This window comes from Pseudomonas sp. NPDC087626 (assembly GCF_044743405.1).
Classification (GTDB): domain Bacteria; phylum Pseudomonadota; class Gammaproteobacteria; order Pseudomonadales; family Pseudomonadaceae; genus Aquipseudomonas.
Window position 1 is genome coordinate 104,365 of sequence record NZ_JBIUWJ010000014.1, and the last position, 26,070, is coordinate 130,434.

A 26,070-nucleotide genomic window follows, 5' to 3' on the forward strand; every position below is an offset into this window, starting at 1 on the left:
ACTTGTGCGTATAATCGCCGGTCTATTTGCAGGGCTATTTTTGTTTGAGCAGATTTTTCAGACCGTACCCTGTGTGGATTTGATCCAATCCATTACTTACCCTAGCCGTTTCTAACAAGAGAGCATGATGGGCGAATTCGATGCCATCCGACCTTACGACGACAGCGAAGTCCCAGCGGTGCTGGCACGGCTGCTGAGCGACAAGGCGTTTCTAGATATCCTCACCCACTTTCGCTTTCCGCGGTTTGCCGGCGCCTTGGGCTGGATGCTCAAACCCCTTATAGCTCATCGGCTGCGCCGTGAGTTCGCGGGTGTCAGCTCGGTTGCCACTTTGCAGGACAAAGTCGAGTTCTATGTCGACCACACCATCGAGCGCGCCACCGACGGCGTGACCTATACCGGTGTCGAGCAATTCAAGTCCGGCAGTGCCTATCTGTTCCTGGCCAACCATCGCGACATCGTGATGGACCCGGCCTTCGTCAATTACGCGATCTATCACGCAGGCCTGCCCACGCCGCGCATCGCGATTGGCGACAACCTGCTGCAAAAGCCCTTCGTCAGCGACCTGATGCGCCTGAACAAGAGCTTCATCGTGCACCGTTCCATCAGCGGTCGACGGGAGAAGATGGCGGCCTATCAATTGCTGTCGGCGTATATCAACCACTCGATTCGCAACGATTGCCAATCGATCTGGATCGCCCAGGCCGAAGGCCGCGCCAAGGACGGTGACGACCGTACCGAATCGGCAATCCTCAAGATGTTCCACATGAGCCGCAAGGACGAGCCGTTTGCCGAGGTGATCCTGTCGCTGAACCTGACCCCGGTCTCGATCAGCTACGAGTACGACCCGTGCGACCAGGCCAAGGCTCGCGAGCTGTACATCCGCGCCACCACCGGCAGCTACACCAAGGAGCCCGGCGAAGATGACGTAAGCATCGCCAAGGGCATTACCGGCTACAAGGGCCGGGTCCACGTGAACTTTGCCGCGCCGATCAGCGAGCGATTCGAAGACACCAAGCAATTGGCAATCGAGATGGACCGGCAGATTCTCGGTGGCTACCGCCTGTTCCCGGTGCACTACCTGGCCTACGCCCAGTGGCAGGACGCCGACCCACAATTGAGCGTGCCGAGTGCCGCCGAGCTGTTCCCGGCCGACGAACTGGCCAAGGCCCGGCAAGAATGGCAAGACCGCCTCGCGGCGTGCCCCGAGGAGCACCGTCCGTTCCTGGTGCTGCAGTACGCCACCCCTGTGCGTAACCAGTATCGGGTCAAGGCCGGGCTCCCCCTGTAGGGCTCTGCCGGCAATAAAAAACGGCGCCTTGAGCGCCGTTTTTTATCTGTGCATCAGACCCGGGTGCTGATCCACGACACCAGCAGCGCCAGGCCCAGGCAGGCGAAACCAAAAGCATAGAAGAAGCGATTCAGGCGCAAGGTGGCGATGCTCGCCAGATGCATCTGGTTGTCGGCACTGGCACGCCCGGCCTGGGCTGCCAGGCTGGCCCGCGCCTGTTGCTCGCGGCGACGGGTCGCGTGAAGCAGCCAACCACCCGGGCAGGCGAACAGCAGTGCGAGGAGGTTGATCAGCTTGGCGGGATGAGCGGAAAACAGCGACCAGAGTTGCAGTGACATCGTGGACCTCAATCGAAACAGGGCATGCGCGGCGCGAATTCTACCCAAACCCGCACTGTCTGCCCGGGCTTTCCGATAAAAAACCAAACATCTGCCTGACTAATGTTCTGCGTCACGGCTTCGTCATCTAAATACGCCAGTCTGTCGCCCCTCGAAACCGACACGGAGCTTGTCATGCTGCACGCCGAAAACCAGGACCGCCTGTACCTCATCACCCCAACCGACGAACAACAGGCCCTCGTCGGCAGCCTGGCCTTCAATGTCCAGGATCGTCACTGGCTGGTGTATTGCGCCCTGGGCGGACACCAGCATGCCGACTTGCCGGAAACCGACCTGCTGACCGGAGTGAGCGTGCTGGATTTCTATTCGCAGGCAGCGTGAGCGGCTCCCACAGACATTAAAAAACCCGGGCCATGACTGACACCGGGTTTGGTAAACGCACTACAAAGCGTTACTCGGCCAGGATCTGACCCACAGTCGGGTCCTTGAACAGGCGGGTCAACGCATCACTCAACACATCGCTGACCAGCTTGGTGTTGGTCTCCTGGTTCGGCGCCATGCCAAAGCGCTGGTCCAGCGAGGCACCGTAACGCCCGCTGTAACGACGACCGGCGTTCTGCACATCAGAGCGGAAGGTCGCGCCAATGGTGGCCTCGGTCACGTACATGCCTTCCTTGGGCGACTGATACTTCAGTTCCGCCAGGGTCACCGTCAACTGCGGGGCATTCAGCGCATTGGCGGTCGGGGTGAAGCCCAGCAGCCGCACAGCTGCTTCGGCCTGGGCCTGTAGCTTGGGCAGGATCTGCGCGCTCTGCACCGTGATCGCGCTGGTTTCAGGGTACAGGCCACCACGGGTACCCAGGGTCGGCGACGGACGACCGTCCACCACCTTCACCACCACCGGCTGGCCACGCCCGACCGGCGCCAACTGAGTCGTCAGTTTCGGCTCCGGGGCGAGTTGTTGCGGGCTGTGGGCGCAGCCAACCAGGGTCAAACTGGTCACAGTGATCAAACCGAACAACAGGCGTTGCAACATGCTTTTCTCTCCAGAATCAGGCACAGACAGACGCGCAGTATAGCGGTCGGCACCGGCTGCAAACCAGCAACCCTGAACACCGGCTGAAGACTTGTGCAATGTCATCGCGCACGACTGCTCGGTCACGGGAGTGTCATGCCACACTGCTAACTTCAACGCTGTCACTGAACGAGGGCATCGCCATGCATTTTCTCTGGTCGCTTTTCGCTCCACGCCGCACCTATCGTTACTTCGCCCGACTCGACAGCGCCGAACGCTGCCTGGCATTCAAGCACTGCCAGATGCCTCCGATGGGCGATGGCTGGGTCGAAATCAATGAGATTCGCCCCCACTGGTTGCACCAGCCACTGCCCGCCAGCGCCCGCCTGAGCCCACGCATTCGTCGCCTCAGGTTGCACTCGGCACTGGCCGGCTGACCGAACGGCTAATAAAAGTCATTAAACACGACCATTTCCCTGCGTTTCTTCGCTACAATCTCCCCCCGATTATAAGGACGTCTCCTGATCGGGCCTCGCAGCACCGCTGATACCTGCGTATTGGCACCCCCGCACCGCCCACAGAGAGCCGCCCACACAGATCGAGTGAAGCTGGCGAGCTTGCTGTTTATCTTGCAAACCACCACTTTTCGCGAATCTGCAGAGCTGTCATGACGCTCGGCCACTGAGCTGTTTGCCCGTTTTTAACGCGGGTCCGGTGCCAGGCGCAGATAGCCCTTTTTGAGGTTCACGTCTTCAAAAGAGCGTGAAAAAACGGGTTTTCACAACTTCACAAGAGTGTGGCGAGCAAATGAATAGTTTTGCGTCTGAATATGCACCATTAGCGTCTACAACAGCCCAACGACACAGGACCGGATACGCCTCGAATACCGGAGCCTGAAGCCTGTCCGCTACGGATTTGGTTGCACAAACGGACGTATCGACCATAAGTCGAATTGCCTGCCGCGCGCTGAAATGAGTTCATGGGAACCCTGAGGCCAGTAGGTAACGTCTGTCGAAGTTGCGATAAATTGCGAAGATTCGGACATGGCGATCCTGGCCATGGGTGACCTGGGGCTCTACAGAGCATGCCCCGTAACTCCTGGCAGCTATGCCGACAATTTGGTGCTGCAGATTTTGGAGACGCGTTAAATGGCGCATAACGAAGCAGTCGACGTAGTACTGGTTGGGGCCGGCATCATGAGTGCCACCCTCGCTGTACTGCTCAAAGAGCTCGACCCCGCGATCAAGCTGGAAGTCGTCGAGCTGATGGATTCCGGAGCCGCGGAGAGTTCCAACCCGTGGAACAACGCCGGTACCGGTCACGCCGGCCTGTGTGAGCTGAACTACACGCCACAGGCCGCTGACGGCAGCGTCGACATCAAGAAAGCCGTGCACATCAACACCCAGTTCGAGGTGTCGAAGCAGTTCTGGTCCTACCTGACCCGCAAAGGCACCTTCGGCTCGTCGAAATCCTTTATCAGCCCGGTCCCGCACCTGAGCTTCGTGCAGGGTGACGCTGGCGTGTCGTTCCTCAAGGAACGCTTCAACGTGCTGAAAAAGCACCATGCCTTCGCCGACATGGAATACACCGAAGACAAGGCCAAGATGGCCGAGTGGATGCCCTTGATGATGCCTGGGCGTGACGCTGGCGAGACCCTCGCCGCGACCCGCGTGATCAACGGCACCGACGTCAACTTCGGCAACCTGACCAATCAACTGCTCAAGCACCTGACCAGCGCCGGCGATGCCCAGGTCAAGTACTGCAAGCGCGTGACCGGTCTCAAGCGCAATGCCAACGGCTGGACCGTCAGCATCAAGGACGTCAACAGCGGCAACAGCCGTGAAGTCGACGCCAAGTTCGTGTTCCTCGGCGCCGGCGGCGCGGCCTTGCCGTTGCTGCAGGCCTCGGGCATCGAGGAAAGCAAAGGTTTCGGCGGTTTCCCGATCAGTGGCCAGTGGCTGCGTTGCGACAACCCGGAAGTGGTCAAGCATCACCAGGCCAAGGTCTACAGCCAGGCCGCGGTAGGTTCGCCGCCCATGTCGGTACCGCACCTGGACACCCGTGTGGTCGATGGCAAGACGTCCCTGTTGTTCGGGCCATACGCCGGTTTCACCACCAAGTTCCTCAAGCACGGATCCTTCATGGACCTGCCGCTGTCGGTACGTGCCGGTAACATCGGACCGATGCTGGCCGTGGCCAAGAACAACATGGACCTGACCAAGTACCTGGTCAGCGAAGTGATGCAATCCATGGAACAACGCCTGGAGTCGCTGCGTCGTTTCTACCCTGAAGCGAAAGCCGAAGACTGGCGCCTGGAAGTGGCCGGCCAACGGGTGCAGATCATCAAGAAAGACCCGAAAAAAGGCGGCGTGCTGCAGTTCGGCACCGAACTGGTCGCAGCCAAGGACGGATCGCTGGCCGCCCTGCTCGGCGCTTCGCCAGGTGCTTCGGTGACCGTTTCGATCATGCTCGAGCTGATCGAGAAATGCTTCCCGGGCAAAACCAAGGGCGAATGGGCTGGCAAACTCGCGGAAATTTTCCCGGCCCGTGAAAAAGTCCTGGAAACCGACGCTGCGCTGTATCGCAAGATCAACGCGCAGAACAACGTCGCCCTGGAGCTGGTGGAAGCCAGCAGCGAAACTCCAAGCTTCGCTTGATCCTCGCCCATGAAAAACGCCCCGCTCTCAATGAGAACGGGGCGTTTTTTTATGGCCGGGAAAAGCTCAGCCGCGGGCTTTTTCGATCAGCTCGATGTACTCGGCGCTGTTGCGCTGATCCTTGATCACTTCGGCGAAGGTCTGGCCATGCTCATCCTTGCCGTCCAGGTCGTAGCCGGCTTCGACAAAGAACGTCAGGAAACGCTCGAAATCGTCGATGCGCAGGCCGCGATAAGCCTTGATCAACTTGTGCTGGGACGGTGAAGTCGCGTCAACCGGTTCGAAATCGAGGAACAACTTGATCTGCTCATCGCCGATCTCGTCACCAATCACTTGTTTCTTATCTTTACGCATTGCCGACTCCAGCTCGCAGACATTTCACGGGGCAGGCAGTTTACCCCCGCCCCGCCCGATGCCTCAACGACCACGCTTCACTGCACCCGTGTGCAGGTCTGCCCAAATGTGACCATTGGCGTAGCTGAGAAACTGACAATAGACCGTGTCGTTGCGTAACAGGTCCAGCACCACCCGGTACTGAGCCATGGGGTAAAACAGGGTGAGGGTGCGGGTATTGGCGTCGTAGATCGGCTTTTTCAGGCTTTTGCTTTCGCCGTCGAAATTCACCAGCACCTGGCTGATGGTGGCCCCCTTGTTCAGGGGCTTGCCCTTGAGGCGAATCAGCACCGGCGAAGTCACCGGGATCGGCTGCTGATTGGACTGGCGCTGGCTGCCCACCACCACCGAATACTCAGTGACCTGCAACAGTTGCTGCTGCTCGGGCGAGGTGTCGCGCAGGGTCAGGTCGTCGGGCGGCAGGAATTGCCCGTGCATGACCGCAGGCGCGGCCGCCAGTGGCAGGCTGAGGCTCAGCAACAGAACGGCGCAACTGCGGATCAAAAGGCTCATGACGGGCTCCAGAATCGGGCCCAGCACTGTAGCAGCTGACGCAGCCTGCGTCCGGTGGTGCAGCCTTCTCGACCCATTGAGCAACGAGTGCCTGATCGAGAAAGCTGCGGCGCGTTCCGGCTTACATACCTTTAACGGCAAAAATCCCGTTGGCGTTGCGCCAGTAGCCTTTGTAGTCCATGCCGTAGCCGAAGATGTAACGGTCAATGCAAGGCAGCCCGACGAAATCGGCCTTCAGGTCCGGACGCGCCTTGCGGTCGTGGTCCTTGTCGATCAGTACCGCGGTGTGCACTTTGCGGGCACCGGCGTGTTTGCAGAAGTCGATGATCGCGCCCAGGGTGTGCCCTTCGTCGAGGATGTCGTCGATGATCAGCACGTCACGGTCGATGAACGAAACTTCCGGCTTGGCTTTCCAGAACAGATCGCCGCCGCTGGTTTCGTTGCGATAGCGCGTGGCGTGCAGATAGGACGCTTCCAGCGGGAAATGCAGATGGGTGAGCAACTTGCCAGAGAAGATCAGCCCGCCGTTCATCACGCAGAACACCACGGGATTGCTGTCAGCCAGCTGTTCGTTGATGAGCGCACCGACACGGGCGATGGCCGCCTCGACTTCAGCTTCGGTGTACAGGCAGTCAGCCTCTCGCATGATTTGACGGATATGCTCGAGATCAGCGGACATGGTGCTCTCCAAGGGGTGGCGGATTCGGAAAAGCGAGCAAAGGTACGCATCCCGACCGGTCGAATCAAGCGTTTCTGGACTAACGTTCTGAATGTCTATAGGACAACAACCCCGGATAGATTAATCTAGGCCGGTTTTTTTGCCCGCCGCCGGAGCCTTTCCCTATGCCCATCCGTGAGATCCGCCATCCGCTGATCCGACACAAACTTGGCCTTATGCGCCGCGCCGACATTAGCACGAAGAATTTCCGTGAGCTCGCTCAGGAAGTCGGTGCCCTGTTGACCTACGAGGCAACCAAGGACCTGCCCCTGGAAACCTACGACATCGAAGGCTGGTGCGGTACCGTATCGGTCGAGAAAATTGCCGGTAAGAAAATTACCGTGGTCCCTATCCTGCGCGCCGGCATCGGCATGCTCGAAGGTGTCCTGAGCCTGATCCCGGGCGCCAAAGTCAGCGCCGTGGGCGTGGCCCGCAACGAGGAAACCCTCGAAGCCCACACCTACCTGGAAAAACTGGTTCCAGAAATCGACGAACGACTGGCCATGATCATCGACCCGATGCTCGCCACCGGCAGTTCCATGGTTGCCACTATCGACCTGCTGAAAAAAGCCGGCTGCAAGGACATCTGCGCCATGGTCCTGGTCGCAGCCCCCGAAGGGATCGCGGCTGTCGAGAAGGCTCACCCGGACGTGACCATCTACACCGCCTCGATTGACGAAAAACTCAATGAACACGGCTACATCATTCCGGGCCTCGGCGATGCTGGCGACAAGATCTTCGGCACCAAGCAGAAGGACGCGTGAGCATGCAGGATGAGTTCAACGACCCGCTCTGGCGCCAGGTCCTGTCGGGCGCCCAGATGCTGTTCGTGGCGTTCGGCGCGCTGGTGTTGATGCCGCTGATTACCGGCCTCGACCCCAACGTCGCGCTGTTCACGGCGGGCCTGGGGACTCTGCTGTTCCAGCTCGTTACCGGGCGCCAAGTGCCGGTGTTCCTGGCTTCGAGCTTTGCCTTCATCACCCCGATCATTCTTGCCAAGGGCCAGTTCGGCCTGGCGGCAACCATGGGCGGCGTGATGGCGGCAGGTTTTGTCTACACCTTCCTGGGCCTGGCCGTGAAGATCAAGGGCACCGGTTTCATCGACCGCCTACTGCCTCCGGTAGTGATTGGCCCGGTGATCATTTCGATCGGCCTGGCCATGGCGCCGATTGCCGCGAACATGGCCATGGGCAAGGCCGGTGACGGCAGCGAGCTGATTCATTACCAGACGGCGATGATGATCTCGATGCCGGCGCTGCTGACCACCTTGATCGTGGCCGTGTTCGGCAAAGGCATCTTCCGCCTGGTGCCGATCATTTCCGGGGTGCTGGTGGGCTTTGGCATGGCGTTCTACTTTGGTGTCGTCGACACCGCGAAGATCGCTGCCGCACCTTGGTTTGCCTTACCGCACTTCACGGCACCGGAGTTCAACTGGCAGGCGATCCTGTTCATTGTCCCGGTGGCGCTGGCCCCGGCCATCGAACACATCGGCGGGGTAATCGCCGTCGGCAGCGTGACCGGTCGCGACTACCTGAAAAAACCGGGCCTGCATCGCACCCTGTTTGGCGACGGTATCGCTACCACGGCAGCCGGCATGCTCGGCGGCCCACCCAACACCACCTACGCCGAAGTCACCGGCGCGGTGATGCTGACCAAGAACTACAACCCGAAAATCATGACCTGGGCGGCGATCTTCGCCATCAGCCTGGCGTTTGTCGGCAAGTTCGGTGCGCTGCTGCAAAGCATTCCAGTACCGGTGATGGGCGGGATCCTGTGCCTGTTGTTCGGCTCGATTGCCGCGGTGGGCATGAACACCATGATCCGCCACCAGATCGACCTGGGCGAAGCGCGCAACCTGGTGATTGTCTCGGTCACCCTGGTGTTTGGGATCGGCGGTGTGCTGATCGGCACCGGCACCGGCCCCGACGACTTCGGCCTCAAGGGCATCGCCCTGTGCGCGATTGTCGCGATCGGGTTGAACCTGCTGTTGCCGGGCAACGACGGCTGGAAGAAAAAACAGCCGGATGAGCCGCTGCTCTAAGGGCTTTACTGCCTGAAAGAACGTTATCGCGGGCAAGCCTTGCTCCTACAGGAACATGGCTTGCCCGCGATGCTTTCGGCCTTCTACAAAACCACTGGCGCCCTTTCACACAGGGTGTTCAACGCCTGCGCCCACTGCGGCTCATCGTTGAGGCACGGCACCAGCACCAACTCCTCGCCCCCCGCCTCGCGGAACTGCTCCAGGCCACGGTCACCGATCTCTTCCAGGGTTTCGATGCAGTCGGCGACAAACGCCGGGCACATCACCAGAATCTTCTTCACCCCACTTTTCGCCAGCTCGTCGAGACGCGCTTCGGTGTAGGGTTCGATCCATTTGGCACGCCCCAGGCGCGACTGGAACGACACCGACCACGTGCCTTCCGGCAAGCCCATGCGCTCGGCAAACGCAGCTGCCGTACGCAGGCACTGGCCGCGATAACAGGTGGCAAGCACCTCTGCCGGCGCTGCGGCGCAGCAATCGCCATTACCTTCAAAGCAATGACCCGGATTGAGCTTCTTCAGGTGCCGCTCCGGCAGGCCGTGAAAACTCAACAACAGATGGTCGTAGTCCTGCGCCAGGTACGGTTTGGCGCTGGCCACCAGGGCGTCGAGGTATTCCGGTTGGTCGTAGAACGGCTGGAGAATCGCGAACCTCACCTCGAGTTTTTTCTCGCGCACCACCCGCTTGGCTTCCTCGATCACCGTGGTCACGGTGCTGTCGGCAAACTGTGGATACAGCGGCGCCAGGGTGATTTTCTTGATGCCTTGGGCGGCCAGGCGAGTCAGCACCGTCTCGATCGACGGCTCGCCGTAACGCATCGCCAATTCGACCGGTCCCTGGGTCCACTGCGCCTTCATGGCCTGCTGCAAGCGCCGGCTGAGTACCACCAGCGGCGAGCCTTCGTCCCACCAGATCGAGGCGTAGGCATGGGCCGACTGTTCCGGGCGCTTGATCAAGATCAACGACACCAGCAGGCGCCGCACCGGCCACGGCAGGTCAATGACGTAAGGGTCCATCAGGAATTGATTGAGGTAGCTGCGCACGTCCGCCACCTGTGTGGAAGCGGGCGAACCCAGGTTGACCAGGAGCAACGCGTGATCGGTCATGCAACGTCCTATTTCAAAGGCGGCTGGACAGGTCGTCCAGAGCCGCACGCAAATCAGTGAAACGAAAGGTGAAGCCTGCCGCCAGTAACCGCATCGGGGTCACCCGCTGGCCGCCCAACAGCAACAGCGACAACTCACCGAGCCCGACCTTCAACACGAACGATGGCAGGGGCATGAAAGCCGGCCGGTGCAGGACACCGGCCAGCGTCTTGGCGAATTCGCGATTGCGTACCGGTTTTGGCGCGCAGGCATTATAAGGACCGCTGGCCATATTCTGATGCAGAAGAAAATCAATCAGCGCGATTTGATCGTCGATATGAATCCATGACATCCACTGCCGGCCATTGCCGATAGGCCCGCCCAGCCCCGCTTTGAAGGGCAGGCGCAGGCGCGACAAAAAGCCGCCTTCGGCCGACAGCACCAGCCCGGTCCGCACCAGCACCACGCGCAGGCCCAGGGCCTCGGCGCGTTGTGCGGTCTCTTCCCAGGCGATGCACAGCTGGCTGGCGAAGTCCTCGCTGACCGGTGGCGAATCCTCGGTCAGCTCACGCTCGCCGCCATCGCCGTACCATCCCACCGCCGACCCGGAAATCAGCAAGTGGGGTTTTTGCTCAAGGCTTTCCAGCCAGGCCAGCAGGGTTTCAGTCAGGCTGATCCGGCTGCTCCAGAGCAACGCCTTGCGCCTATGGGTCCAGAGTCGATCGGCAATCGGCGCACCCGCCAGATTGATCAAGACATCCACCGGCTCCTGTCCGATCTCCTCCAGACGCGCGATGCCTCGCACCTGGGCGCCACACAGGGTCGGCACTTTTTCGGGTTTGCGACTCCACACCGTCAGGCTGTGGCCCTGACTCAACCAGAGTCGGCAAAGCTGGCGTCCTATCAATCCAGTACCGCCGGTCAGCAATATGTGCATGACATGTTCCTCGCGTGGCGTTTTACCTCGATCACTAGTCTATTTTTATAAGCAGGGATGTTTCGGATCGGGCGGGCTCTGTGATTAACAATAGGCCAAGCTGTCAGAACGAGAACGCTGAAAGTTATACCAAAAAATATAATTGTACAGGTTTAACCCTAAGCGTAGCCTGTAGAGAAAGGTAAACGAGGCCCCTATGACTCTACCCATCGCAATTATCGGCACCGGCATCGCCGGACTCTCCGCCGCCCAGGCTCTGCAAGAGACCGGCTACGTCGTGCAACTGTTCGATAAAAGCCGTGGCAGCGGTGGGCGCATGTCGAGCAAACGCAGCGACGCTGGCGCACTCGACATGGGGGCGCAGTATTTCACCGCCCGCGACCGGCGCTTTGTCACTGAAGTGCAGCGCTGGCAAGCCAACGGCTGGGTCGCCGAGTGGACACCGCAGCTCTACAACTTTCAGGGCGGCCAGCTCAGCCCGTCGCCAGACGAGCAGACCCGCTGGGTCGGCACGCCGCGCATGAGCGCCATTACCCGCGCCCTGATTGGCGACCTGGAAGTGCACTTCGCCTGCCGCATCACCGAGGTCTATCGCGGTGAACAGCACTGGCATCTGCAGGATGCCGAAGGCTTCACCCACGGCCCCTTCAGCCATGTGATCATCGCCACGCCCGCCCCACAGGCCACAGCCCTGCTGGCTGCCGCGCCGAAACTTGCCGGGGTCGCCGCCGGGGTGAAAATGGACCCGACCTGGGCCGTCGCCCTGGCATTCGATACGCCGTTGGATACCGCGATGGAAGGCTGCTTCGTGCAGGACAGCCCGCTCGACTGGCTGGCCCGCAACCGCAGCAAACCGGGGCGCGACAACAGCCTGGACACTTGGGTGCTGCACGCCACCAGCAGTTGGAGCCGACAACACATCGACCTGTCCAAGGAAGCGGTGATCGAACAACTGCACGGCGCCTTTGCCGAACTGTTGCACAGCGCCATGCCCGCCCCGACCTTCAGCCTGGCCCACCGCTGGCTGTATGCGCGCCCTGCCAGCAGTCACGAATGGGGCGTACTGGCCGATGCCGACCTGGGCTTGTATGTGTGCGGCGACTGGTGCCTGTCAGGGCGGGTCGAAGGCGCCTGGCTGAGTGGCCAGGAAGCTGCCCGCCGCTTGCACGAGCATCTGCAGTAGTCGCTTCCCGTAGCTAGGCTTTGGCGGCTACGGGGGCGCTCGATAAAACCTATACAAAAAGTTTGACTTGTACACCTTTCGACCTATGATCAAAACATGTTGTACAGCGAACATCGCTTGTACAGGTTTTAATCCGAGGTCTGCCGATGTCGAGTGAATCACCGCGCAAGCCGAAAATCGCCATCAGCGCCTGCCTGATGGGCGATGAGGTGCGCTACAACGGTGGGCATAAAGAATCCCAGCTCTGCAGCCGTACCCTCAGCAATTATTTCGAGTTTGTCCCGGTGTGCCCCGAAGTCGCCATTGGCCTGGGAATTCCCCGCGAGCCGATTCGCCTGGTCGGCGATCCGCAGCACCCGAGCGCCATCGGCAGCGTCAACCGACAACTCGACGTAACCCAACCGCTAGCCGACTACGGGCAACGCATGGCCGCTGAATTGACCGATCTGTGCGGGTACATCTTCATGCATAAATCCCCATCCTGCGGCCTGGAACGGGTCAAGGTCTATCACGCCAACGGCAACCCGCAGGACGGTGGTGGCCGGGGTATCTATGCCGCGGCGTTTTGTGCCCGCCACCCGGACCTGCCGGTGGAAGAAGACGGCCGACTCAACGATCCGGTGCTGCGCGAGAACTTCCTGACCCGAGTGTTTGCCTATGCCGCCTGGCAGGATTTGCTGCAGCAGGGTCTCAGCCGCCATGGCCTGACCGACTTCCACGCACGCTACAAGTACCTGCTGATGGCCCACAACCCGCTGCAGTACAAGGCCCTGGGCAAACTCCTGGGCAGCATGGGCCAGAGCGACCCCGCAGAACTTGGCCCGCGCTATTTCAGTCTGTTGATGAAGGCGCTCAAGCAATGCGCCACCCGCGGGACCCACAGCAATGTACTGCAACACCTGTGCGGCTATTTCAAACAGAGCCTGAGCGTCGAGGACAAACAGGAAGTCCAGCACGTGATCGGCCAATACCGCCTCGGCGTCGTGCCGCTGGTGGTCCCGCTGACCCTGCTCAAGCATCACCTGCGTCATCATCCCGATCCGTACATCGCGCAACAGGTCTACCTGCAGCCGCACCCGGAAAACCTCAGCCTCAGAAATGCGATTTGAATGAACATGCCCAGCGCTACTCGCACCCAAGAGCCCGACACCGACTACCAGCAGGCGCTGGACGAAGGCTGGCTGCCGATCCGCGAAGTCGCCCGCGTGACCGGCGTCAACGCGGTCACCCTGCGCGCCTGGGAGCGTCGCTACGGGCTGGTGGTGCCGCAACGCACCCCCAAGGGTCACCGGCTGTTCTCGGCCGAGCATGTGCAACGCATTCACGACATCCTGACCTGGCTCAATCGCGGCGTCGCGGTGAGCCAGGTCAAGCAGTTGCTGGACACACCGCAAGCGTTCAGTTCGCCGGTGGAAAATGACTGGCAGATCCTGCGGCAAAACCTCGCCCAGGCCATCTTTCGCCTGGCCGAGCGCCAGGTCGATGACCTGTTCAACCAGGCCATGGCCCTGTACCCACCACGGACCTTGTGCGAGCAACTGCTGATGCCATTGCTGGCAGAGCTCGAACAACGCTGGCAAGGGCAATTCGGCGCACAGATGGAGCGCACGTTTTTCTACAGCTGGCTACGCAGCAAGTTCGGTGCGCGGATCTACCACAACAACCGCCAGTTACGCGGCGCCCCACTGCTGCTGGTCAATCACTCCGACCTACCGCTTGAACCTCACCTGTGGCTCTGCGCCTGGCTGATCAGCAGCGTCGATTGTCCGGTGGAAGTGTTCGACTGGCCTTTGCCGGTGGGTGAACTGTCCCTGGCGGTCGAACACCTGCAAGCGCGCGCGGTGCTGCTGTATTCGAGCAAAACCAGCAACCTGAAACAGCTAACGAAACTCCTGAACAATGTCAGTTGCCCAAAGCTCATCGTCGGACCAACGGTATGTATCCACCAGGCCGGTTTGTCCGAGATCGCCACTGAAATCGCTGATGTATTACTGGCCGACGATCCCCTGTCGGCTCACCAGGTATTGATTCAGCGAGGACTGATCTGATGTCCAGTGCGCAAGCGACCCTGCAATTGATCTGGCTGCGCAGCGACCTGCGCCTGCATGACAACACGGCTCTGAGCACCGCCGCCAATCGTGGCCCGAGCGTCGCGGTGTATCTGTTGAGCCCCGAGCAATGGCTGGCCCATGACGATGCTCCCTGCAAAGTGGATTTCTGGCTGCGCAACCTGCGCGAACTGAGCCAGGCGTTGAGCGCGCTGAATATCCCGCTGCTGATCCGCAGCGCCCCTGCTTGGGACGATGCACCCCGAGTGCTGGCACAGCTGTGCAGCGAACTGAACGTCGAAGCGGTTCATGCCAACGAAGAGTACGGCGTTCACGAAACCCGCCGGGATGCCGCCGTTCGCCTGGCCCTCGACACCCAAGGCATCACCCTGCATCGCTATCTGGATCAGTTGCTGTTCCAACCTGGCAGCGTCCTGACCAAGACCGGTGGCTACTTCCAGGTCTTCAGCCAGTTCCGTAAAGTCTGCTACGCCCGCCTGCACGGCGCTCTGCCACGATTGGTGACGGCACCCGGGATGCAAGCGCCGACGGGTATCGACTGCGACCCGGTCCCCGAGCAAGTGCAAGGTTTCAAGCCCTCGAGCGAGCAGCTTCGCGCACTCTGGTCGGCCGGTGAGGATGAGGCGCAGCGACGCCTGGAGCACTTCACCGATGCCCAGATCAACTACTACAAGGACGAACGCGACTTACCGGCCAAACCCGGTACCAGTCAGCTTTCAGCCTATTTGGCAGCCGGGGTGATTTCGCCTCGCCAGTGCCTGCATGCGGCGTTGCAAGCCAATCAGGGCGAGTTCGAAAGCGGCAGCGTCGGCGCTGTTACCTGGATCAACGAACTGCTGTGGCGCGAGTTCTACAAACACATTCTGGTCGGCTACCCCCGTGTTTCCCGGCACCGCGCTTTTCGCCCGGAAACCGAAGCCCTGGCCTGGCGGGATGCGCCCGACGAACTGGCCGCCTGGAAGGAGGCGCGCACTGGCCTGCCGATCATCGACGCCGCCATGCGCCAGTTGCTGGAAACCGGCTGGATGCACAACCGCCTGCGGATGGTGGTGGCCATGTTCCTGACCAAGAACCTGCTGATCGACTGGCGCGAAGGCGAGCGGTTTTTCATGCGTCACCTGATCGACGGTGACCTGGCGGCCAACAACGGCGGCTGGCAATGGAGTTCGTCCACCGGGACCGACTCTGCGCCCTACTTCCGGATTTTCAATCCCATCAGTCAGTCGGAGAAATTCGACACCGAAGGCCTGTTCATCAAGCACTGGCTGCCGGAACTGGCGGGGCTGAACAAAAAAGATATCCACAACCCGGCCGCCATGGGCGGGTTGTTTGGCGTGGCGGATTATCCGCTGCCTATCGTCAACCTCGGCCAATCGCGCGCGCGCGCACTGGCAGCCTTCAAACGTCTGCCCACGCGTCTTGAGGTGAACAGTTCAGAGGGATGACGGATGGCGATACTTTGCCTAGAGTTTCCCCAGACCAACGATTCGGGATGACGGCTTGAACAGGAGCAAAGGATGATTCGGATACCCACACGACGTTATTGGTTAACCGATGCCAGCAATGGCCTGGGTGCCGCCCTGGCCGAGCATCTGCTCAAATCCGGTGCGCACCTGGCGTTGAGCGCTCGCGCCGTGGCTCCCCTCAAAGCCTTCGCCCGCCGCTACCCTGGGCAAGTACTGGTAGCCCCTGGCGACCTGACCAACAGCCAGACCGTGCGCGAGATCGGTGAGCAGATCCAGCAGGACTGGGGCGCGCTGGACACCGTCATCCTCAATGCCGGGACCTGCACGTACGTCGACGCCGCGCAGTTGGACACCAACCTGATCGAACACCTGGTGCGCTGCAACCTGCTTGCCAGCAACTATTGCATCGACGTTGCCTTGCCGCTGCTGCGCACGGGCATCGCGCCGTACCTGGTGGGCATAACCAGTTCTGCGACTTACCTGTCACTGCCGCGAAGCGAAGCCCAGGGAACGTCGAAAGCCGGCCTGCGTCACCTGTTCGAATCGCAGCGCATCACGCTGGCCGAGGACGGCATCGAAGTCACCGTGGTCACCCCAGATTTTATCGCCAGCCCCCTTGGCGGACACGATGTCTTGCCACTGCCGTTGAGCTGGACCGCCGACAAGGCTGCCCGCTACATCATCGACAACCTCAAGTTGCGACCGCTGGAACTGCCCCTGCCGGCGCTGTCCATGACCGCGCTGTGGCCGCTGTCGAAACGCCCCGGTGAAGGCCAACTGGCGATTGGCAAACCCATGGCCTGGAGCGCGCCGCCGATCAAGGACCTACCGTAACCCCCCACGGACGGTCCCGCCTGGGCGCCCGACAAGCGAGCGTCCGTCAGAGCTTTCACACAGGCGCAGCCCACTGCCTTACACTGGCGCCCATGAATACCATCCCCCTCACCGAAATCGTCGAGCCGGCGGTCACTTGCTCGACGTGCGCGGCCTGTTGCTGCCAGCTCGAAGTGATGCTGATCACCGACACCGGCGTGCCCGAGCGCTTTATCGATACCGACGACTGGGGTGGAGAAGTCATGCTGCGCCTGGACGACGGTTGGTGCGCAGCGCTGGATCGGGACACGATGATGTGCACCATCTACGAAAAACGCCCGCTGATATGCCGGGAGTTCGAAATGGGCGCGCCGGAATGCATCGAGGAACGCCAGGGGATAACTACGGCCTACAGGTGATGGCGTTCCTTCGCCAGCAAGGTCCTATAGGGCCATGGTGTAGTGCAAGGCGTAACTTTCGACGCCGTCGTTGGGACTGCTGATCCCGGCGTTGGAGTAATGGGTGGCGCGGATCCCCACCTCATGTCCACCGGCAAAACGCAGGCCGGCGCCAAAGCGGTCTTCGAACTGGAAGGCCGAGCCGAGCTTGTTGTTCTCCACTTCCGTATGGGCAAAAACAGCCACCCCGATGCCGACTTCAAGATAGGGCCTGAGCGATTCCCCGGCGAACTCATACACCAGCACTGGCGAGAACGACAGGCTGTGGTTGCTTGCCGTCTCGTCACCATCCCAGAAGGTGTATGCCCCGTCCCAGTAGCCGGTCAGACGCCCCACTTCGCTCTGCCACCAACTCTTGTCCCATTCAGACTGCAGCCCCAGGCGATACGTCATGGTCGAGTCACTGGTTTGCCCGATTGCAAACTCGATACCCGCCGCTTGTGCGCTGTAGCCATGCCCCAACAATACGGCCGCAAGCGCAGCCAGACAGAACACTCGCTTCATAGGAAACATCCTTTTTATGCGAACGATTGTTTTAGGTTTTTTTGCGTAACAGACGCTGTAATAGAATCTCGCCCCCAAGCAGAAGTTCAGCTGAATTTCAGCGTGTCTACTGGTTGAAGCTTTGCACAACGCCACCGTTATGCCAGAGCAGCGGCAGGATATTTCTCAGGTGCTCGGGACTGGCGCTGGTCCAGAATTGCGCGGGTTGGGCAGGACCGTCCGCCAGCAGTTCACGCTCAGCGAGCAAGCGCTGGGTTTGCCGGGCAACGGCAGCGCCGGTGTCGATCAGACTGATGTCGGCGGGGAGCATTTGCGCGAGGATTGGCTTGAGGAAGGGGTAATGGGTGCAGCCGAGGATAATCGTGTCGCAGCCCTCGTCCAGCAGGGGCTGCAGGTAGCTGCCCAGCAACTGGCACAACGCCGGGCTCTGCAAGTCACCGGCTTCGATCAACTCCACCAGGCCCGGACACGGCTGGGTGACTACCCGTACATCGGTGGCGAAGCGGTCGAGCAAGGCGGCGAACTTGGCACTCTGCAAGGTTCCGGTGGTGGCCAGCACGCCGACTACCCCGCTGCGGGTCGCCGCCGCTGCCGGCTTGACCGCTGGCTCCATGCCGACGATGGGCCACGACGGGTAGTCACGACGCAAATCCGCCACGCCGGCCACGGTTGCCGTGTTGCACGCCACGACCATGGCCTTGGCGCCTTGGGCCTGGAGAAAGTCGGCCATCACTGCGCAGCGTTGGCGGATGAACGCCGGGGACTTCTCACCGTAGGGAATGTTGCCGCAATCGGCCACGTACAGCAGCGACTCATTGGGCAGCAGCCGGTGAATCTCCGCCAGCACCGACAGCCCGCCAACGCCGGAATCGAACACGCCGATAGGCGCCTCACGCATGTTTGGCACCACAGACGCTGCAGCTCGGATCACGCTTGACCCGCAGCTCACGGAACCGCGTGCCGAGGGCATCGATCAACAACAAGCGGCCCACCAGCGGCTCACCAAAGCCCACCAGCAGTTTCAACGCTTCCAGGGCTTGCAGGCTGCCGACCAGCCCCACCAGCGGGCCGACCACGCCGGCTTCGCTGCAGGTCAGTTCGGCCTCGCTGCCGTGCCCATACAGGCAGTGGTAACAGGGACTTTCGGCGCGACGCGGGTCGAACACCGACAACTGACCTTCCAGACGAATTGCCGCGCCGCTGACCAGAGGCTTGCCCGCCGCCACGCAGGCCGCATTCACGGCTTCGCGCGTGGCAAAGTTGTCGGAACAATCGAGCACCAGGTCGACCGCCGCTACTGCCGCCGCCAACGAGTCGGCGTCCAGCGCGGTGCGATGGGCAACCAGTTGGATCTCGGGGTTGATCGCGCTCAAGCGATGGAGCGCCGAATCAACCTTGCTCATGCCGACGCTGTCGGTGTCGTGGATGATCTGGCGCTGCAGGTTGGTCAGGTCGACTGTGTCGAAATCCGCCAGGTGCAATTCACCCACGCCCGCAGCCGCCAGATACAGCGCCACCGGTGCACCCAAGCCACCAAGGCCGATGATCAACGCGCGGCTTTGCTTGAGTCGCAACTGGCCGTCGATGTCGACGTGCTGCAACAGAATCTGCCGGCTATAGCGCAACAGCTCTTGATCATTCAGCACGGCAGGCGCCCCAGGCTGATCCGTTGGTGACCGCCGAGGTCCACGCGGCTGTGAACCTCTACGAAACCCTGGGCCAGCAGTAAATCACGTACGGCTGCCGCCTGATCGTAACCATGTTCGAGCATCAACCAGCCACCGGCTTCGAGGTGTTGCGGCGCTTGGGCGATAATCACCCGCAAATCATCCAGGCCATCGGTCCCGGCCACCAGCGCGCTGGCCGGTTCGAAGCGCACGTCACCGGCAATCAGGTGCGGGTCGGCGGCAGCAATGTACGGCGGGTTGCTGATGATCAGGCTGTAGCGATGGTCCTTGAGGGCATCGAACCAGTGACTGCTGAGCACTGTGACGTTATGCAGATGCAGGCGCTGGCGATTGCGCTCGGCCAGGGCCACCGCCTCCAGCACGCGGTCCACCGCCGTCACCTGCCAGGCCGGACGCTCGCTGGCCAGCGCCAGGGCGATCGCCCCGCTACCGGTACCCAGGTCGAGCACCTTGGCCGGTGTCGCCGGCAACAGTTCAAGGGCGGCTTCCACCAGTAACTCGGTGTCCGGACGTGGGATCAGCGTATGCGGTGCGACCTCCAGGTCCAGCTTCCAGAAGCCCTGTTGCCCGAGGATATAAGCCACTGGCTCACCGCCGCGACGACGCTGCAGGTAGTGGGCAAAGGTCAGCGCGGCATCACTGGGCACGATGCGCTCGGGCCAGGTGTGCAGGAAGCTGCGGGATTTGCCCAAGGCAGCGGCCAGCAGCAGTTCGGCATCCAGGCGCGCGGTAGGCGAGTCAGGCAGGTCGGCTGCGCGCAACAAACTGGCAATGATGGTCATTTATTCACCTATCGCCGCCAGTTGGTCCGCCTGGTACTCGGCCAGCAGTGGCTCGATCACGGCATCAACGCCACCGGCGAGGATTTCATCGAGGGAGTACAGGGTCAGGTTGACCCGGTGGTCCGTGACCCGACCCTGGGCGAAGTTGTAGGTGCGGATCCGCTCGGAGCGATCACCCGACCCCACCAGCAGTTTGCGCTCGCTGGCGATGGCATTGGCCGCCGCGCTGGTCTGCTGGTCGTTCAACTTGGCCGACAACCAGGACATCGCCCGCGCCCGGTTCTTGTGCTGCGAACGCTCTTCCTGGCATTCGACCACGATGCCGGATGGCAAGTGGGTGATACGAATCGCCGAGTCGGTCTTGTTCACGTGCTGACCGCCCGCACCGGAGGAGCGGTAGGTGTCGACCCGCAAATCCGCCGGGTTGATCTCGATCGCTTCCTGCTCGTCCGGCTCCGGCAACACCGCCACGGTGCAAGCCGAGGTGTGGATCCGGCCCTGGGATTCGGTGGCCGGGACCCGTTGCACGCGATGCACACCGGATTCGAACTTCAGCTTGCCATAGACATTGTCGCCTTCGACCCGGGCGATGACTTCTTTATAGCCACCGTGCTCACCGATGTTCTCCGACAGGATCTCGACCCGCCAGCCACGCCGTTCGGCATAACGCGAATACATGCGGAACAGGTCGCCGGAAAAAATCGCCGCCTCGTCGCCACCGGTGCCGGCACGAATCTCGAGGAACACGTTGCGCCCGTCATTCGGGTCCTTGGGCAGCAGCATGCGTTGCAGGCTGGCTTCCAGTTCGAGCAGTTGCTCCTTGGCTTCGCGGACTTCTTCCACGGCCATTTCGCGCATGTCCGGGTCGCTGTCCTTGAGCAGGGCCTGGGCCCCTTCGAGGTCGCCCTGAACCTTGAGCAACTGTTTATAGGTGGCGACAATCGGCTCGACTTCCGCGTATTCCTTGGAATAGGTGCGGAACTTGTTCTGATCGGAAATAACTTCGCCATCGCCAAGCAAGGCGGTCAGTTCCTCGAAACGGTCCTGGAGGATGTCCAGCTTATTGAGCAGTGACGCTTTCATTGCGGTTTTTTATCCGAAGAGCTATCCGACGCGCCCTCACCGAGGGCAAAGAGTTCCTGGGCCATGGCCAGCGCATCGAGGCGGCCTTCGGCAGTCAGCTTTTTCAACTGCACGCTGGGCGCGTGCAGCAGTTTGTTGGTCAGGCCACGAGCCAGTTGCACCAGCACGTCCTCGGCGCTGCTGCCATTGGCGAGCAGGCGCTGGGCCTTTTGCAATTCTTCATCACGCAGGCGTTCGCTCTGTTGACGATAGGCCTTGAGCACATCGACCGCAGCCAGTTCGCGCAGGCGCACCATGAAGTCGTCGGCGCCGATTGCCACCATCTCTTCCGCTGCCTGGGCTGCACCCTGGCGACTCTTGAGATTTTCGGCGACCACTTCGTGCAGATCGTCGACGCTGTACAGGTAGACGTCGTCCAACTCACCCACTTCCGGCTCGATATCTCGCGGTACGGCAATATCGACCATGAATATCGGCTTGTGCTTGCGCAGTTTCAAGGCGCTTTCCACGGCGCCCTTGCCCAGGATCGGCAATTGGCTGGCGGTGGAGCTGATCACGATATCGCTGCGCACCAGTTCCGCCGGGATGTCCGAAAGCAACACCGCGTGGGCGCCGAACTGTTCAGCCAACAGGCTCGCGCGCTCCAGGGTTCGGTTGGCGACCACGATGCGCTTGACCCCCAGTTCGTGCAAATGGCGGGCGACCAGGGTGATGGTCTCGCCGGCGCCGATCAGCAACGCCTGGCTGCGTTGCAGATCACTGAAAATCTGTTTGGCCAGGCTGACGGCGGCAAACGCCACCGACACCGGGTTCTCGCCGATGGCCGTGTCGGTGCGCACCTGCTTGGCGGCATTGAACGTCGCCTGGAACAACCGCCCGAGCAATGGGCCGATGGTGCCGGCCTCACGCGCCACGGCGTAGGCCGATTTCATCTGGCCGAGGATCTGCGGTTCACCCAAGACCAGCGAGTCGAGCCCGGAGGCGACCCGCATCATGTGACGAACTGCCGCATCATCTTCGTGCACATAAGCACTCGCGCGCAGCTCTTCGAGGCTCAAATGGTGATAATCGGCCAGCCAACGCAGCACGGTATCGGCACTCAGTTGATCCTGTTCTATATAGAGTTCGCTGCGATTGCAGGTGGAGAGGATCGCAGCTTCGCGGCTGTCGGTGAGTCGGCAGAGCTGCTGCAAGGCCTCAACCAGCTGCTCCGGAGTAAAGGCCACGCGCTCGCGGACGTCTACGGAAGCAGTCTTGTGGTTAATACCGAGTGCAAGGAAGGCCATTCAAGATCGCTGATGATGTCGAGAAGCCGACAATTGTCCTACTTCGCCAGACCGAGAACAACCACCGTTAACTATTGTCCTACTACCTTGTGCCTTTATAGGTGCATGTAGGAGCGGGTGCCCGCTTGCGGGTTGCTCGCGAAAAACTCAAGGCATCGCGCTATTTCAGGGTGCCCGCGTCAGCGTTGACAACCATCGCGAGCAAGCCGCAAGCGGGCGCCCGCTCCTACATAAAGAGATAAAGAGCGCCCCGGTTATGTTTGGCCGAAGGCTTGTGTCATGATGATCCGACCGCAGGTTAGTCGTCCTCTTCCTATATGAATAGATCTTCCGCGTTGCTCCTCGCTTTTGTCTTCCTCAGCGGCTGCCAGGCCTTGGCGCCCGTTTCGACGGACGGTACGCCGCCGGTCGCAGGCAGCACAGCAGCCCCTGAAAAGCCCAAGGTTTACAGCTCCTTCAGCGAAGAGACGATCTTCAGCCTGCTGAGTGCCGAACTGGCTGGCCAGCGCAATCGTTACGACATTGCCCTGGACAACTACGTGACCCAGGCCATCAACACCCAGGACCCGGGCATTTCCGAGCGGGCATTTCGCATTGCCGAATACCTGGGAGCTGACCAGGCGGCACTCGATAGCGCACTGATCTGGGCCAGAAATGCCCCGGAGGACCTCGAGGCACAACGCGCCGCCGCCATCCAGCTGGCGCGCAGCGGCCGTTATGACGACTCCATGGTCTACATGGAGAAAGTCCTGCAGGGCAAGGGTGATACCCATTTCGACTTTCTCGCCCTGTCGGCCGCCGACACCGACCAGGACACCCGCGACGGCCTGATGAACAGTTTCGACCGTTTATTGCAGCGCCACCCGAACAACGGCCAACTGATTTTCGGCAAGGCCCTGCTGCTGCAACAGAATGGCGACTCCCAAGGGGCGCTGAGCCTGCTGGAGAAAAATCCGCCGGAAGCTGGCGAAGTGGCGCCGATCCTGCTGCGTGCGCGCTTGCTGCAGAGCCTCAACCGGGGCGATGAAGCACTGCCGCTGATGGAAAAAAGCATCCGCCAGTACCCGGACGACAAGCGCCTGCGCCTGACCTATGCCCGCCTGCTGGTGGAACAGGACCGCATGGATGACGCCAAGACCGAGTTTTCCAGCCTGGTCCAGCAGTACCCGGATGACGATGAGCTGCGCTACTCCCTAGCCCTGGTATGCCTGGAAGCCAAGGCCTGGGACGAGGCCAAGGGTTACCTGGAAGACCTGATTGCCCGGGACAGCCACGTCGACTCCGCGCACCTGAACCTGGGGCGCATTGCCGAAGAGCGCGGCGACCCCCAAGGTGCCTTGATCGAGTATGCCCAGGTCACGCCAGGCAGCGAGTACCTGCCAGCCCAATTGCGCCAGGCCGACATCCTCATGGAAAACGGCCGTAGCGTCGAAGCCCAGAGCCGCCTGGCCAAGGAACGTGACGAGCAGCCGGACTACGCGATCCAGCTGTACCTGATCGAAGTCGAGACCCTGGCTGCAAACAAGCACGAAGACCGCGCCTGGAGCGTGCTCGATAAAGCCTTGAAGCAGTACCCGGACGATCTCAACCTGCTCTACACCCGCGCCATGCAGGCGGAAAAACGCAACGACCTGGCGCAGATGGAGCGTGACCTGCGGCAAATCATCAAGCGCGACCCGGATAACGCCATGGCATTGAACGCCCTGGGTTATACCCTGTCCGACCGTACGACCCGCTACGCTGAAGCCAAGACGTTGATCGAACAGGCGCACCAGTTGAGCCCGGAAGATCCCGCCGTCCTCGACAGCCTCGGCTGGGTCAATTTCCGCCTGGGCAACCTCGACGAAGCCGAGCGGTATCTGCGCCAGGCCCTGGAGCGTTTTCCCGACCAGGAAGTCGCCGCGCATCTGGGTGAAGTCCTGTGGGCCAAGGGCAAACAGCGAGAAGCCAAACAAATCTGGGCCAAATTCCTCAAGGAACAGCCTGACAGCCCTATCCTGCGCAGCACCATCAAGCGCCTGACCGGATCCGAGACTCTTTAAAATCATGTTTTTGCGCCACATCATCGTTTTCAGCTTCATCGCCCTGCTCGCCGGCTGCGCCGGCTTTGGCGCCCGCGAATCGGTCGAGGGCCACGGCGATCCCGCGTCATGGCGCGAGCACAAACTGCAATTGACGGCCCTCGATGGCTGGCAGATCGACGGCAAGATCGGCATTCGCGCCCCGAAAGACTCAGGCAGCGGCACCCTGTTCTGGCTGCAGCGCCAGGACTACTACGACATTCGCCTGTCCGGCCCGCTGGGTCGTGGGGCCGCACGCCTGACCGGCCGCCCCGGCGATGTCAGCCTGGAAGTAGCCAATCAGGGTCGCTACAGCGCCGCGAGCCCGGAAACCCTGCTCGAAGAACAGATGGGCTGGAAACTGCCGGTCTCCAACCTGGCCTGGTGGGTGCGCGGACTGCCGGCACCGAGCAGCAAGAGCCGCCTGACCCTGGATGCCGACAGTCGCCTGGCCAGTCTTGAGCAGGACGGCTGGCAGGTGCAATACAGTGCCTATACCCAGCAAAACGGCTACTGGCTGCCCGAGCGCATCAAGCTGCACGGCACCAACCTTGATGTCACGCTGGTGATCAAGGCCTGGCAACCGCGCAAATTGGGGCAATGACATGCCGGCCACTCGCCTGACATTACCTTCGCCAGCAAAACTCAACTTGATGCTGCACATTCTTGGGCGCCGCGAAGACGGCTACCACGAACTGCAGACGCTGTTTCAGTTTCTCGACTACGGCGATGAAATCACCTTTGCCGTACGCGAAGACGGCATCATCCAGTTGCACACCGAGTTCGAAGGCGTACCCCACGACAGCAACCTGATCGTCAAGGCCGCGAAAAAACTCCAGGCGCAATCCGGATCGGCACTGGGCATTGATATCTGGATCGACAAAGTCCTGCCCATGGGCGGCGGAATCGGTGGCGGCAGTTCAAATGCGGCCACCACCCTGCTGGGTCTCAACCACCTCTGGCAGCTGGGCTGGGATGAAGATCGCCTGGCCGCGCTCGGCCTGACACTGGGCGCGGACGTTCCGGTTTTTGTGCGCGGACATGCAGCGTTTGCCGAGGGTGTGGGGGAGAAACTGACCCCCGTGGAACCCGAAGAACCCTGGTATCTCGTACTGGTACCGCAAGTATCTGTAAGTACAGCAGAAATTTTTTCCGATCCGTTGTTGACACGTAACTCGTCTGCCATTAAAGTGCGCCCCGTTCCCAAGGGAAACAGTCGAAATGACTGCTTACCGGTGGTAGCAAGGCGTTATCCAGAGGTACGTAACGCTTTGAATTTGTTAGGTAAATTTACCGAAGCAAAACTAACCGGAACTGGAAGTTGTGTGTTTGGGGGCTTCCCAAGCAAAGCTGAAGCTGATAAAGTCTCGGCCCTTCTTACAGAGACCCTTACAGGGTTTGTAGCAAAGGGAAGCAACATTTCGATGTTGCATCGCAAGCTGCAAAGTCTGCTCTAAAGGAATCGATTACTGGGTAATCGTTGCAACAGATACAGGGGCGTCGCCAAGCGGTAAGGCAGCAGGTTTTGATCCTGCCATGCGTTGGTTCGAATCCAGCCGCCCCTGCCATTTTCCTATACTCATCCAGGTTACCCTCAGCCTTCAGGTACTGCGCGTGTCCAAGATGATGGTCTTTACGGGGAACGCCAACCCCGATCTGGCTCGACGTGTCGTACGTCAGCTGAATATCC

General features: G+C 60.9%; 28 protein-coding genes, 1 tRNA gene and 1 pseudogene. 17 read left to right on the plus strand and 13 right to left on the minus strand.

The annotated features are described in order from the left end of the window. The first annotated feature begins 124 nt into the window (after nt 1-124). Nucleotides 125-1,291 carry a 1-acyl-sn-glycerol-3-phosphate acyltransferase gene (locus ACIOVD_RS14260; RefSeq protein ID WP_159997931.1) on the plus strand — a complete coding sequence of 389 codons (1,167 nt, stop codon included), beginning with the start codon at nt 125-127 and terminating at the stop codon, nt 1,289-1,291. A 53-nt stretch (nt 1,292-1,344) separates the two neighbouring features. On the opposite strand, the gene ACIOVD_RS14265 is transcribed toward ACIOVD_RS14260, so the two are convergent. Further along, entirely contained in the window at nt 1,345-1,629 is a 285-nt protein-coding gene (locus ACIOVD_RS14265) for a hypothetical protein (RefSeq protein ID WP_401128469.1), read from the minus strand. Between the two features lie 174 nt (nt 1,630-1,803). On the opposite strand from ACIOVD_RS14265, the gene ACIOVD_RS14270 reads away from it, so the two are divergent. Then, nucleotides 1,804-2,010: a hypothetical protein gene (locus ACIOVD_RS14270; RefSeq protein ID WP_095168985.1), complete on the plus strand. Its 207-nt coding sequence runs from the start codon at nt 1,804-1,806 to the stop codon at nt 2,008-2,010. A 70-nt stretch (nt 2,011-2,080) separates the two neighbouring features. Here the strand turns inward: ACIOVD_RS14270 and ACIOVD_RS14275 are convergent, their stop codons facing one another. Beyond that, nucleotides 2,081-2,665 (minus strand): YajG family lipoprotein, encoded by a 585-nt coding sequence (locus tag ACIOVD_RS14275; RefSeq protein WP_095168986.1) that lies wholly within the window; start codon nt 2,663-2,665, stop codon nt 2,081-2,083. A gap of 182 nt (nt 2,666-2,847) precedes the next feature. Between ACIOVD_RS14275 and ACIOVD_RS14280 the strand changes: the two genes are divergently transcribed. Further along, nucleotides 2,848-3,081: a hypothetical protein gene (locus tag ACIOVD_RS14280; RefSeq protein WP_095168987.1), complete on the plus strand. Its 234-nt coding sequence runs from the start codon at nt 2,848-2,850 to the stop codon at nt 3,079-3,081. Between the two features lie 711 nt (nt 3,082-3,792). Continuing rightward, nucleotides 3,793-5,301: a malate dehydrogenase (quinone) gene (gene mqo, locus ACIOVD_RS14285; protein ID WP_095168988.1), complete on the plus strand. Its 1,509-nt coding sequence runs from the start codon at nt 3,793-3,795 to the stop codon at nt 5,299-5,301. A 66-nt stretch (nt 5,302-5,367) separates the two neighbouring features. Here the strand turns inward: mqo and ACIOVD_RS14290 are convergent, their stop codons facing one another. The 3 genes from ACIOVD_RS14290 to ACIOVD_RS14300 all read right to left on the minus strand — a co-directional run bounded on the left by ACIOVD_RS14290 (nt 5,368) and on the right by ACIOVD_RS14300 (nt 6,886). Further along, nucleotides 5,368-5,655, minus strand: coding sequence for a PA4642 family protein (locus tag ACIOVD_RS14290; protein ID WP_095168989.1), 288 nt, complete (start codon nt 5,653-5,655; stop codon nt 5,368-5,370). Between the two features lie 63 nt (nt 5,656-5,718). Then, the gene (locus ACIOVD_RS14295) at nt 5,719-6,207 is read right to left on the minus strand and encodes a hypothetical protein (RefSeq protein ID WP_095168990.1); all 489 of its coding nucleotides are present in this window, start codon (nt 6,205-6,207) and stop codon (nt 5,719-5,721) included. 121 nt (nt 6,208-6,328) lie between these two features. Beyond that, complete coding sequence (locus ACIOVD_RS14300; protein WP_095168991.1) at nt 6,329-6,886, minus strand: hypoxanthine-guanine phosphoribosyltransferase; 558 nt, start codon at nt 6,884-6,886, stop codon at nt 6,329-6,331. A gap of 164 nt (nt 6,887-7,050) precedes the next feature. Here ACIOVD_RS14300 and upp point away from each other — a divergent pair, with 164 nt between their 5' ends. Both upp and ACIOVD_RS14310 read left to right on the plus strand, forming a co-directional pair. Then, nucleotides 7,051-7,689 carry a uracil phosphoribosyltransferase gene (upp, locus tag ACIOVD_RS14305; RefSeq protein ID WP_095168992.1) on the plus strand — a complete coding sequence of 213 codons (639 nt, stop codon included), beginning with the start codon at nt 7,051-7,053 and terminating at the stop codon, nt 7,687-7,689. A gap of 2 nt (nt 7,690-7,691) precedes the next feature. Beyond that, on the plus strand, nt 7,692-8,966 hold the full coding sequence (locus ACIOVD_RS14310; RefSeq protein WP_095168993.1) for a uracil-xanthine permease family protein: 1,275 nt from the start codon (nt 7,692-7,694) through the stop codon (nt 8,964-8,966). 83 nt (nt 8,967-9,049) lie between these two features. On the opposite strand, the gene hemH is transcribed toward ACIOVD_RS14310, so the two are convergent. Together hemH and ACIOVD_RS14320 are read right to left on the minus strand one after the other, a co-directional pair. Next, on the minus strand, nt 9,050-10,072 hold the full coding sequence (gene hemH / locus ACIOVD_RS14315; protein WP_401128477.1) for a ferrochelatase: 1,023 nt from the start codon (nt 10,070-10,072) through the stop codon (nt 9,050-9,052). A gap of 13 nt (nt 10,073-10,085) precedes the next feature. After that, nucleotides 10,086-10,988, minus strand: a complete 903-nt coding sequence (locus tag ACIOVD_RS14320) for a TIGR01777 family oxidoreductase (RefSeq protein WP_159997943.1) — start codon at nt 10,986-10,988, stop codon at nt 10,086-10,088. A 196-nt stretch (nt 10,989-11,184) separates the two neighbouring features. Here ACIOVD_RS14320 and ACIOVD_RS14325 point away from each other — a divergent pair, with 196 nt between their 5' ends. The 6 genes from ACIOVD_RS14325 (at nt 11,185) to ACIOVD_RS14350 (ending at nt 16,938) form a co-directional block, all read left to right on the plus strand. Continuing rightward, on the plus strand, nt 11,185-12,171 hold the full coding sequence (locus ACIOVD_RS14325; RefSeq protein ID WP_401128481.1) for an NAD(P)/FAD-dependent oxidoreductase: 987 nt from the start codon (nt 11,185-11,187) through the stop codon (nt 12,169-12,171). Between the two features lie 146 nt (nt 12,172-12,317). After that, nucleotides 12,318-13,280, plus strand: a complete 963-nt coding sequence (locus tag ACIOVD_RS14330; protein WP_095168997.1) for a DUF523 and DUF1722 domain-containing protein — start codon at nt 12,318-12,320, stop codon at nt 13,278-13,280. Then, entirely contained in the window at nt 13,281-14,219 is a 939-nt protein-coding gene (locus ACIOVD_RS14335) for a MerR family transcriptional regulator (RefSeq protein WP_401128484.1), read from the plus strand. A 20-nt stretch (nt 14,220-14,239) separates the two neighbouring features. Continuing rightward, nucleotides 14,240-15,685 (plus strand): deoxyribodipyrimidine photo-lyase, encoded by a 1,446-nt coding sequence (phrB, locus tag ACIOVD_RS14340; protein ID WP_401128523.1) that lies wholly within the window; start codon nt 14,240-14,242, stop codon nt 15,683-15,685. A gap of 72 nt (nt 15,686-15,757) precedes the next feature. Continuing rightward, on the plus strand, nt 15,758-16,540 hold the full coding sequence (locus ACIOVD_RS14345) for an SDR family NAD(P)-dependent oxidoreductase (protein ID WP_320333008.1): 783 nt from the start codon (nt 15,758-15,760) through the stop codon (nt 16,538-16,540). A 92-nt stretch (nt 16,541-16,632) separates the two neighbouring features. After that, nucleotides 16,633-16,938: a YkgJ family cysteine cluster protein gene (locus tag ACIOVD_RS14350; protein ID WP_095169000.1), complete on the plus strand. Its 306-nt coding sequence runs from the start codon at nt 16,633-16,635 to the stop codon at nt 16,936-16,938. 24 nt (nt 16,939-16,962) lie between these two features. On the opposite strand, the gene ACIOVD_RS14355 is transcribed toward ACIOVD_RS14350, so the two are convergent. From ACIOVD_RS14355 to hemA, 6 genes are all read right to left on the minus strand, one after another. Next, the gene (locus ACIOVD_RS14355) at nt 16,963-17,481 is read right to left on the minus strand and encodes an acyloxyacyl hydrolase (protein ID WP_401128489.1); all 519 of its coding nucleotides are present in this window, start codon (nt 17,479-17,481) and stop codon (nt 16,963-16,965) included. Nucleotides 17,482-17,587: 106 nt separating this feature from the next. Next, nucleotides 17,588-18,379 (minus strand): glutamate racemase, encoded by a 792-nt coding sequence (gene murI / locus ACIOVD_RS14360; RefSeq protein ID WP_401128492.1) that lies wholly within the window; start codon nt 18,377-18,379, stop codon nt 17,588-17,590. After that, nucleotides 18,372-19,127, minus strand: coding sequence for a molybdopterin-synthase adenylyltransferase MoeB (locus ACIOVD_RS14365; protein WP_095169003.1), 756 nt, complete (start codon nt 19,125-19,127; stop codon nt 18,372-18,374). The genes murI and ACIOVD_RS14365 overlap by 8 nt, the downstream gene beginning before the upstream one ends. After that, nucleotides 19,121-19,951: a peptide chain release factor N(5)-glutamine methyltransferase gene (gene prmC / locus ACIOVD_RS14370; RefSeq protein ID WP_401128496.1), complete on the minus strand. Its 831-nt coding sequence runs from the start codon at nt 19,949-19,951 to the stop codon at nt 19,121-19,123. The genes ACIOVD_RS14365 and prmC overlap by 7 nt, the downstream gene beginning before the upstream one ends. Continuing rightward, a complete protein-coding gene (gene prfA, locus ACIOVD_RS14375) occupies nt 19,952-21,034 on the minus strand; it encodes a peptide chain release factor 1 (RefSeq protein WP_095169005.1) in 1,083 nt (360 codons plus the stop codon). It abuts the gene before it with no gap. Further along, nucleotides 21,031-22,320, minus strand: coding sequence for a glutamyl-tRNA reductase (gene hemA, locus ACIOVD_RS14380; protein WP_095169006.1), 1,290 nt, complete (start codon nt 22,318-22,320; stop codon nt 21,031-21,033). Before hemA ends, prfA begins: the two co-directional genes overlap by 4 nt. A gap of 317 nt (nt 22,321-22,637) precedes the next feature. On the opposite strand from hemA, the gene ACIOVD_RS14385 reads away from it, so the two are divergent. From ACIOVD_RS14385 to ACIOVD_RS14405, 5 genes and pseudogenes are all read left to right on the plus strand, one after another. Beyond that, nucleotides 22,638-24,362: a tetratricopeptide repeat protein gene (locus tag ACIOVD_RS14385; RefSeq protein WP_095169007.1), complete on the plus strand. Its 1,725-nt coding sequence runs from the start codon at nt 22,638-22,640 to the stop codon at nt 24,360-24,362. A 4-nt stretch (nt 24,363-24,366) separates the two neighbouring features. Continuing rightward, nucleotides 24,367-24,984, plus strand: a complete 618-nt coding sequence (gene lolB, locus ACIOVD_RS14390; protein WP_095169008.1) for a lipoprotein insertase outer membrane protein LolB — start codon at nt 24,367-24,369, stop codon at nt 24,982-24,984. Between the two features lies 1 nt (nt 24,985). Then, a complete protein-coding gene (gene ispE, locus ACIOVD_RS14395; RefSeq protein ID WP_401128501.1) occupies nt 24,986-25,837 on the plus strand; it encodes a 4-(cytidine 5'-diphospho)-2-C-methyl-D-erythritol kinase in 852 nt (283 codons plus the stop codon). Nucleotides 25,838-25,873: 36 nt separating this feature from the next. Next, nucleotides 25,874-25,948, plus strand: a tRNA-Gln gene (locus tag ACIOVD_RS14400). A 58-nt stretch (nt 25,949-26,006) separates the two neighbouring features. Further along, nucleotides 26,007-26,070 (plus strand): annotated as a pseudogene (locus ACIOVD_RS14405) (hypothetical protein); the annotation flags it as partial.

What these genes read in the sequence shown, in the direction of transcription:
- ACIOVD_RS14260 (WP_159997931.1), top strand. Translation starts at nt 125, where the DNA reads ATGATGGGCGAATTCGATGCCATCCGACCTTACGACGACAGCGAAGTC.
- ACIOVD_RS14265 (WP_401128469.1), bottom strand. Translation starts at nt 1,629, where the DNA reads ATGTCACTGCAACTCTGGTCGCTGTTTTCCGCTCATCCCGCCAAGCTG.
- ACIOVD_RS14270 (WP_095168985.1), top strand. Translation starts at nt 1,804, where the DNA reads ATGCTGCACGCCGAAAACCAGGACCGCCTGTACCTCATCACCCCAACC.
- ACIOVD_RS14275 (WP_095168986.1), bottom strand. Translation starts at nt 2,665, where the DNA reads ATGTTGCAACGCCTGTTGTTCGGTTTGATCACTGTGACCAGTTTGACC.
- ACIOVD_RS14280 (WP_095168987.1), top strand. Translation starts at nt 2,848, where the DNA reads ATGCATTTTCTCTGGTCGCTTTTCGCTCCACGCCGCACCTATCGTTAC.
- mqo (WP_095168988.1), top strand. Translation starts at nt 3,793, where the DNA reads ATGGCGCATAACGAAGCAGTCGACGTAGTACTGGTTGGGGCCGGCATC.
- ACIOVD_RS14290 (WP_095168989.1), bottom strand. Translation starts at nt 5,655, where the DNA reads ATGCGTAAAGATAAGAAACAAGTGATTGGTGACGAGATCGGCGATGAG.
- ACIOVD_RS14295 (WP_095168990.1), bottom strand. Translation starts at nt 6,207, where the DNA reads ATGAGCCTTTTGATCCGCAGTTGCGCCGTTCTGTTGCTGAGCCTCAGC.
- ACIOVD_RS14300 (WP_095168991.1), bottom strand. Translation starts at nt 6,886, where the DNA reads ATGTCCGCTGATCTCGAGCATATCCGTCAAATCATGCGAGAGGCTGAC.
- upp (WP_095168992.1), top strand. Translation starts at nt 7,051, where the DNA reads ATGCCCATCCGTGAGATCCGCCATCCGCTGATCCGACACAAACTTGGC.
- ACIOVD_RS14310 (WP_095168993.1), top strand. Translation starts at nt 7,692, where the DNA reads ATGCAGGATGAGTTCAACGACCCGCTCTGGCGCCAGGTCCTGTCGGGC.
- hemH (WP_401128477.1), bottom strand. Translation starts at nt 10,072, where the DNA reads ATGACCGATCACGCGTTGCTCCTGGTCAACCTGGGTTCGCCCGCTTCC.
- ACIOVD_RS14320 (WP_159997943.1), bottom strand. Translation starts at nt 10,988, where the DNA reads ATGCACATATTGCTGACCGGCGGTACTGGATTGATAGGACGCCAGCTT.
- ACIOVD_RS14325 (WP_401128481.1), top strand. Translation starts at nt 11,185, where the DNA reads ATGACTCTACCCATCGCAATTATCGGCACCGGCATCGCCGGACTCTCC.
- ACIOVD_RS14330 (WP_095168997.1), top strand. Translation starts at nt 12,318, where the DNA reads ATGTCGAGTGAATCACCGCGCAAGCCGAAAATCGCCATCAGCGCCTGC.
- ACIOVD_RS14335 (WP_401128484.1), top strand. Translation starts at nt 13,281, where the DNA reads ATGAACATGCCCAGCGCTACTCGCACCCAAGAGCCCGACACCGACTAC.
- ACIOVD_RS14345 (WP_320333008.1), top strand. Translation starts at nt 15,758, where the DNA reads ATGATTCGGATACCCACACGACGTTATTGGTTAACCGATGCCAGCAAT.
- ACIOVD_RS14350 (WP_095169000.1), top strand. Translation starts at nt 16,633, where the DNA reads ATGAATACCATCCCCCTCACCGAAATCGTCGAGCCGGCGGTCACTTGC.
- ACIOVD_RS14355 (WP_401128489.1), bottom strand. Translation starts at nt 17,481, where the DNA reads ATGAAGCGAGTGTTCTGTCTGGCTGCGCTTGCGGCCGTATTGTTGGGG.
- murI (WP_401128492.1), bottom strand. Translation starts at nt 18,379, where the DNA reads ATGCGTGAGGCGCCTATCGGCGTGTTCGATTCCGGCGTTGGCGGGCTG.
- prmC (WP_401128496.1), bottom strand. Translation starts at nt 19,951, where the DNA reads ATGACCATCATTGCCAGTTTGTTGCGCGCAGCCGACCTGCCTGACTCG.
- prfA (WP_095169005.1), bottom strand. Translation starts at nt 21,034, where the DNA reads ATGAAAGCGTCACTGCTCAATAAGCTGGACATCCTCCAGGACCGTTTC.
- hemA (WP_095169006.1), bottom strand. Translation starts at nt 22,320, where the DNA reads ATGGCCTTCCTTGCACTCGGTATTAACCACAAGACTGCTTCCGTAGAC.
- ACIOVD_RS14385 (WP_095169007.1), top strand. Translation starts at nt 22,638, where the DNA reads ATGAATAGATCTTCCGCGTTGCTCCTCGCTTTTGTCTTCCTCAGCGGC.
- lolB (WP_095169008.1), top strand. Translation starts at nt 24,367, where the DNA reads ATGTTTTTGCGCCACATCATCGTTTTCAGCTTCATCGCCCTGCTCGCC.
- ispE (WP_401128501.1), top strand. Translation starts at nt 24,986, where the DNA reads ATGCCGGCCACTCGCCTGACATTACCTTCGCCAGCAAAACTCAACTTG.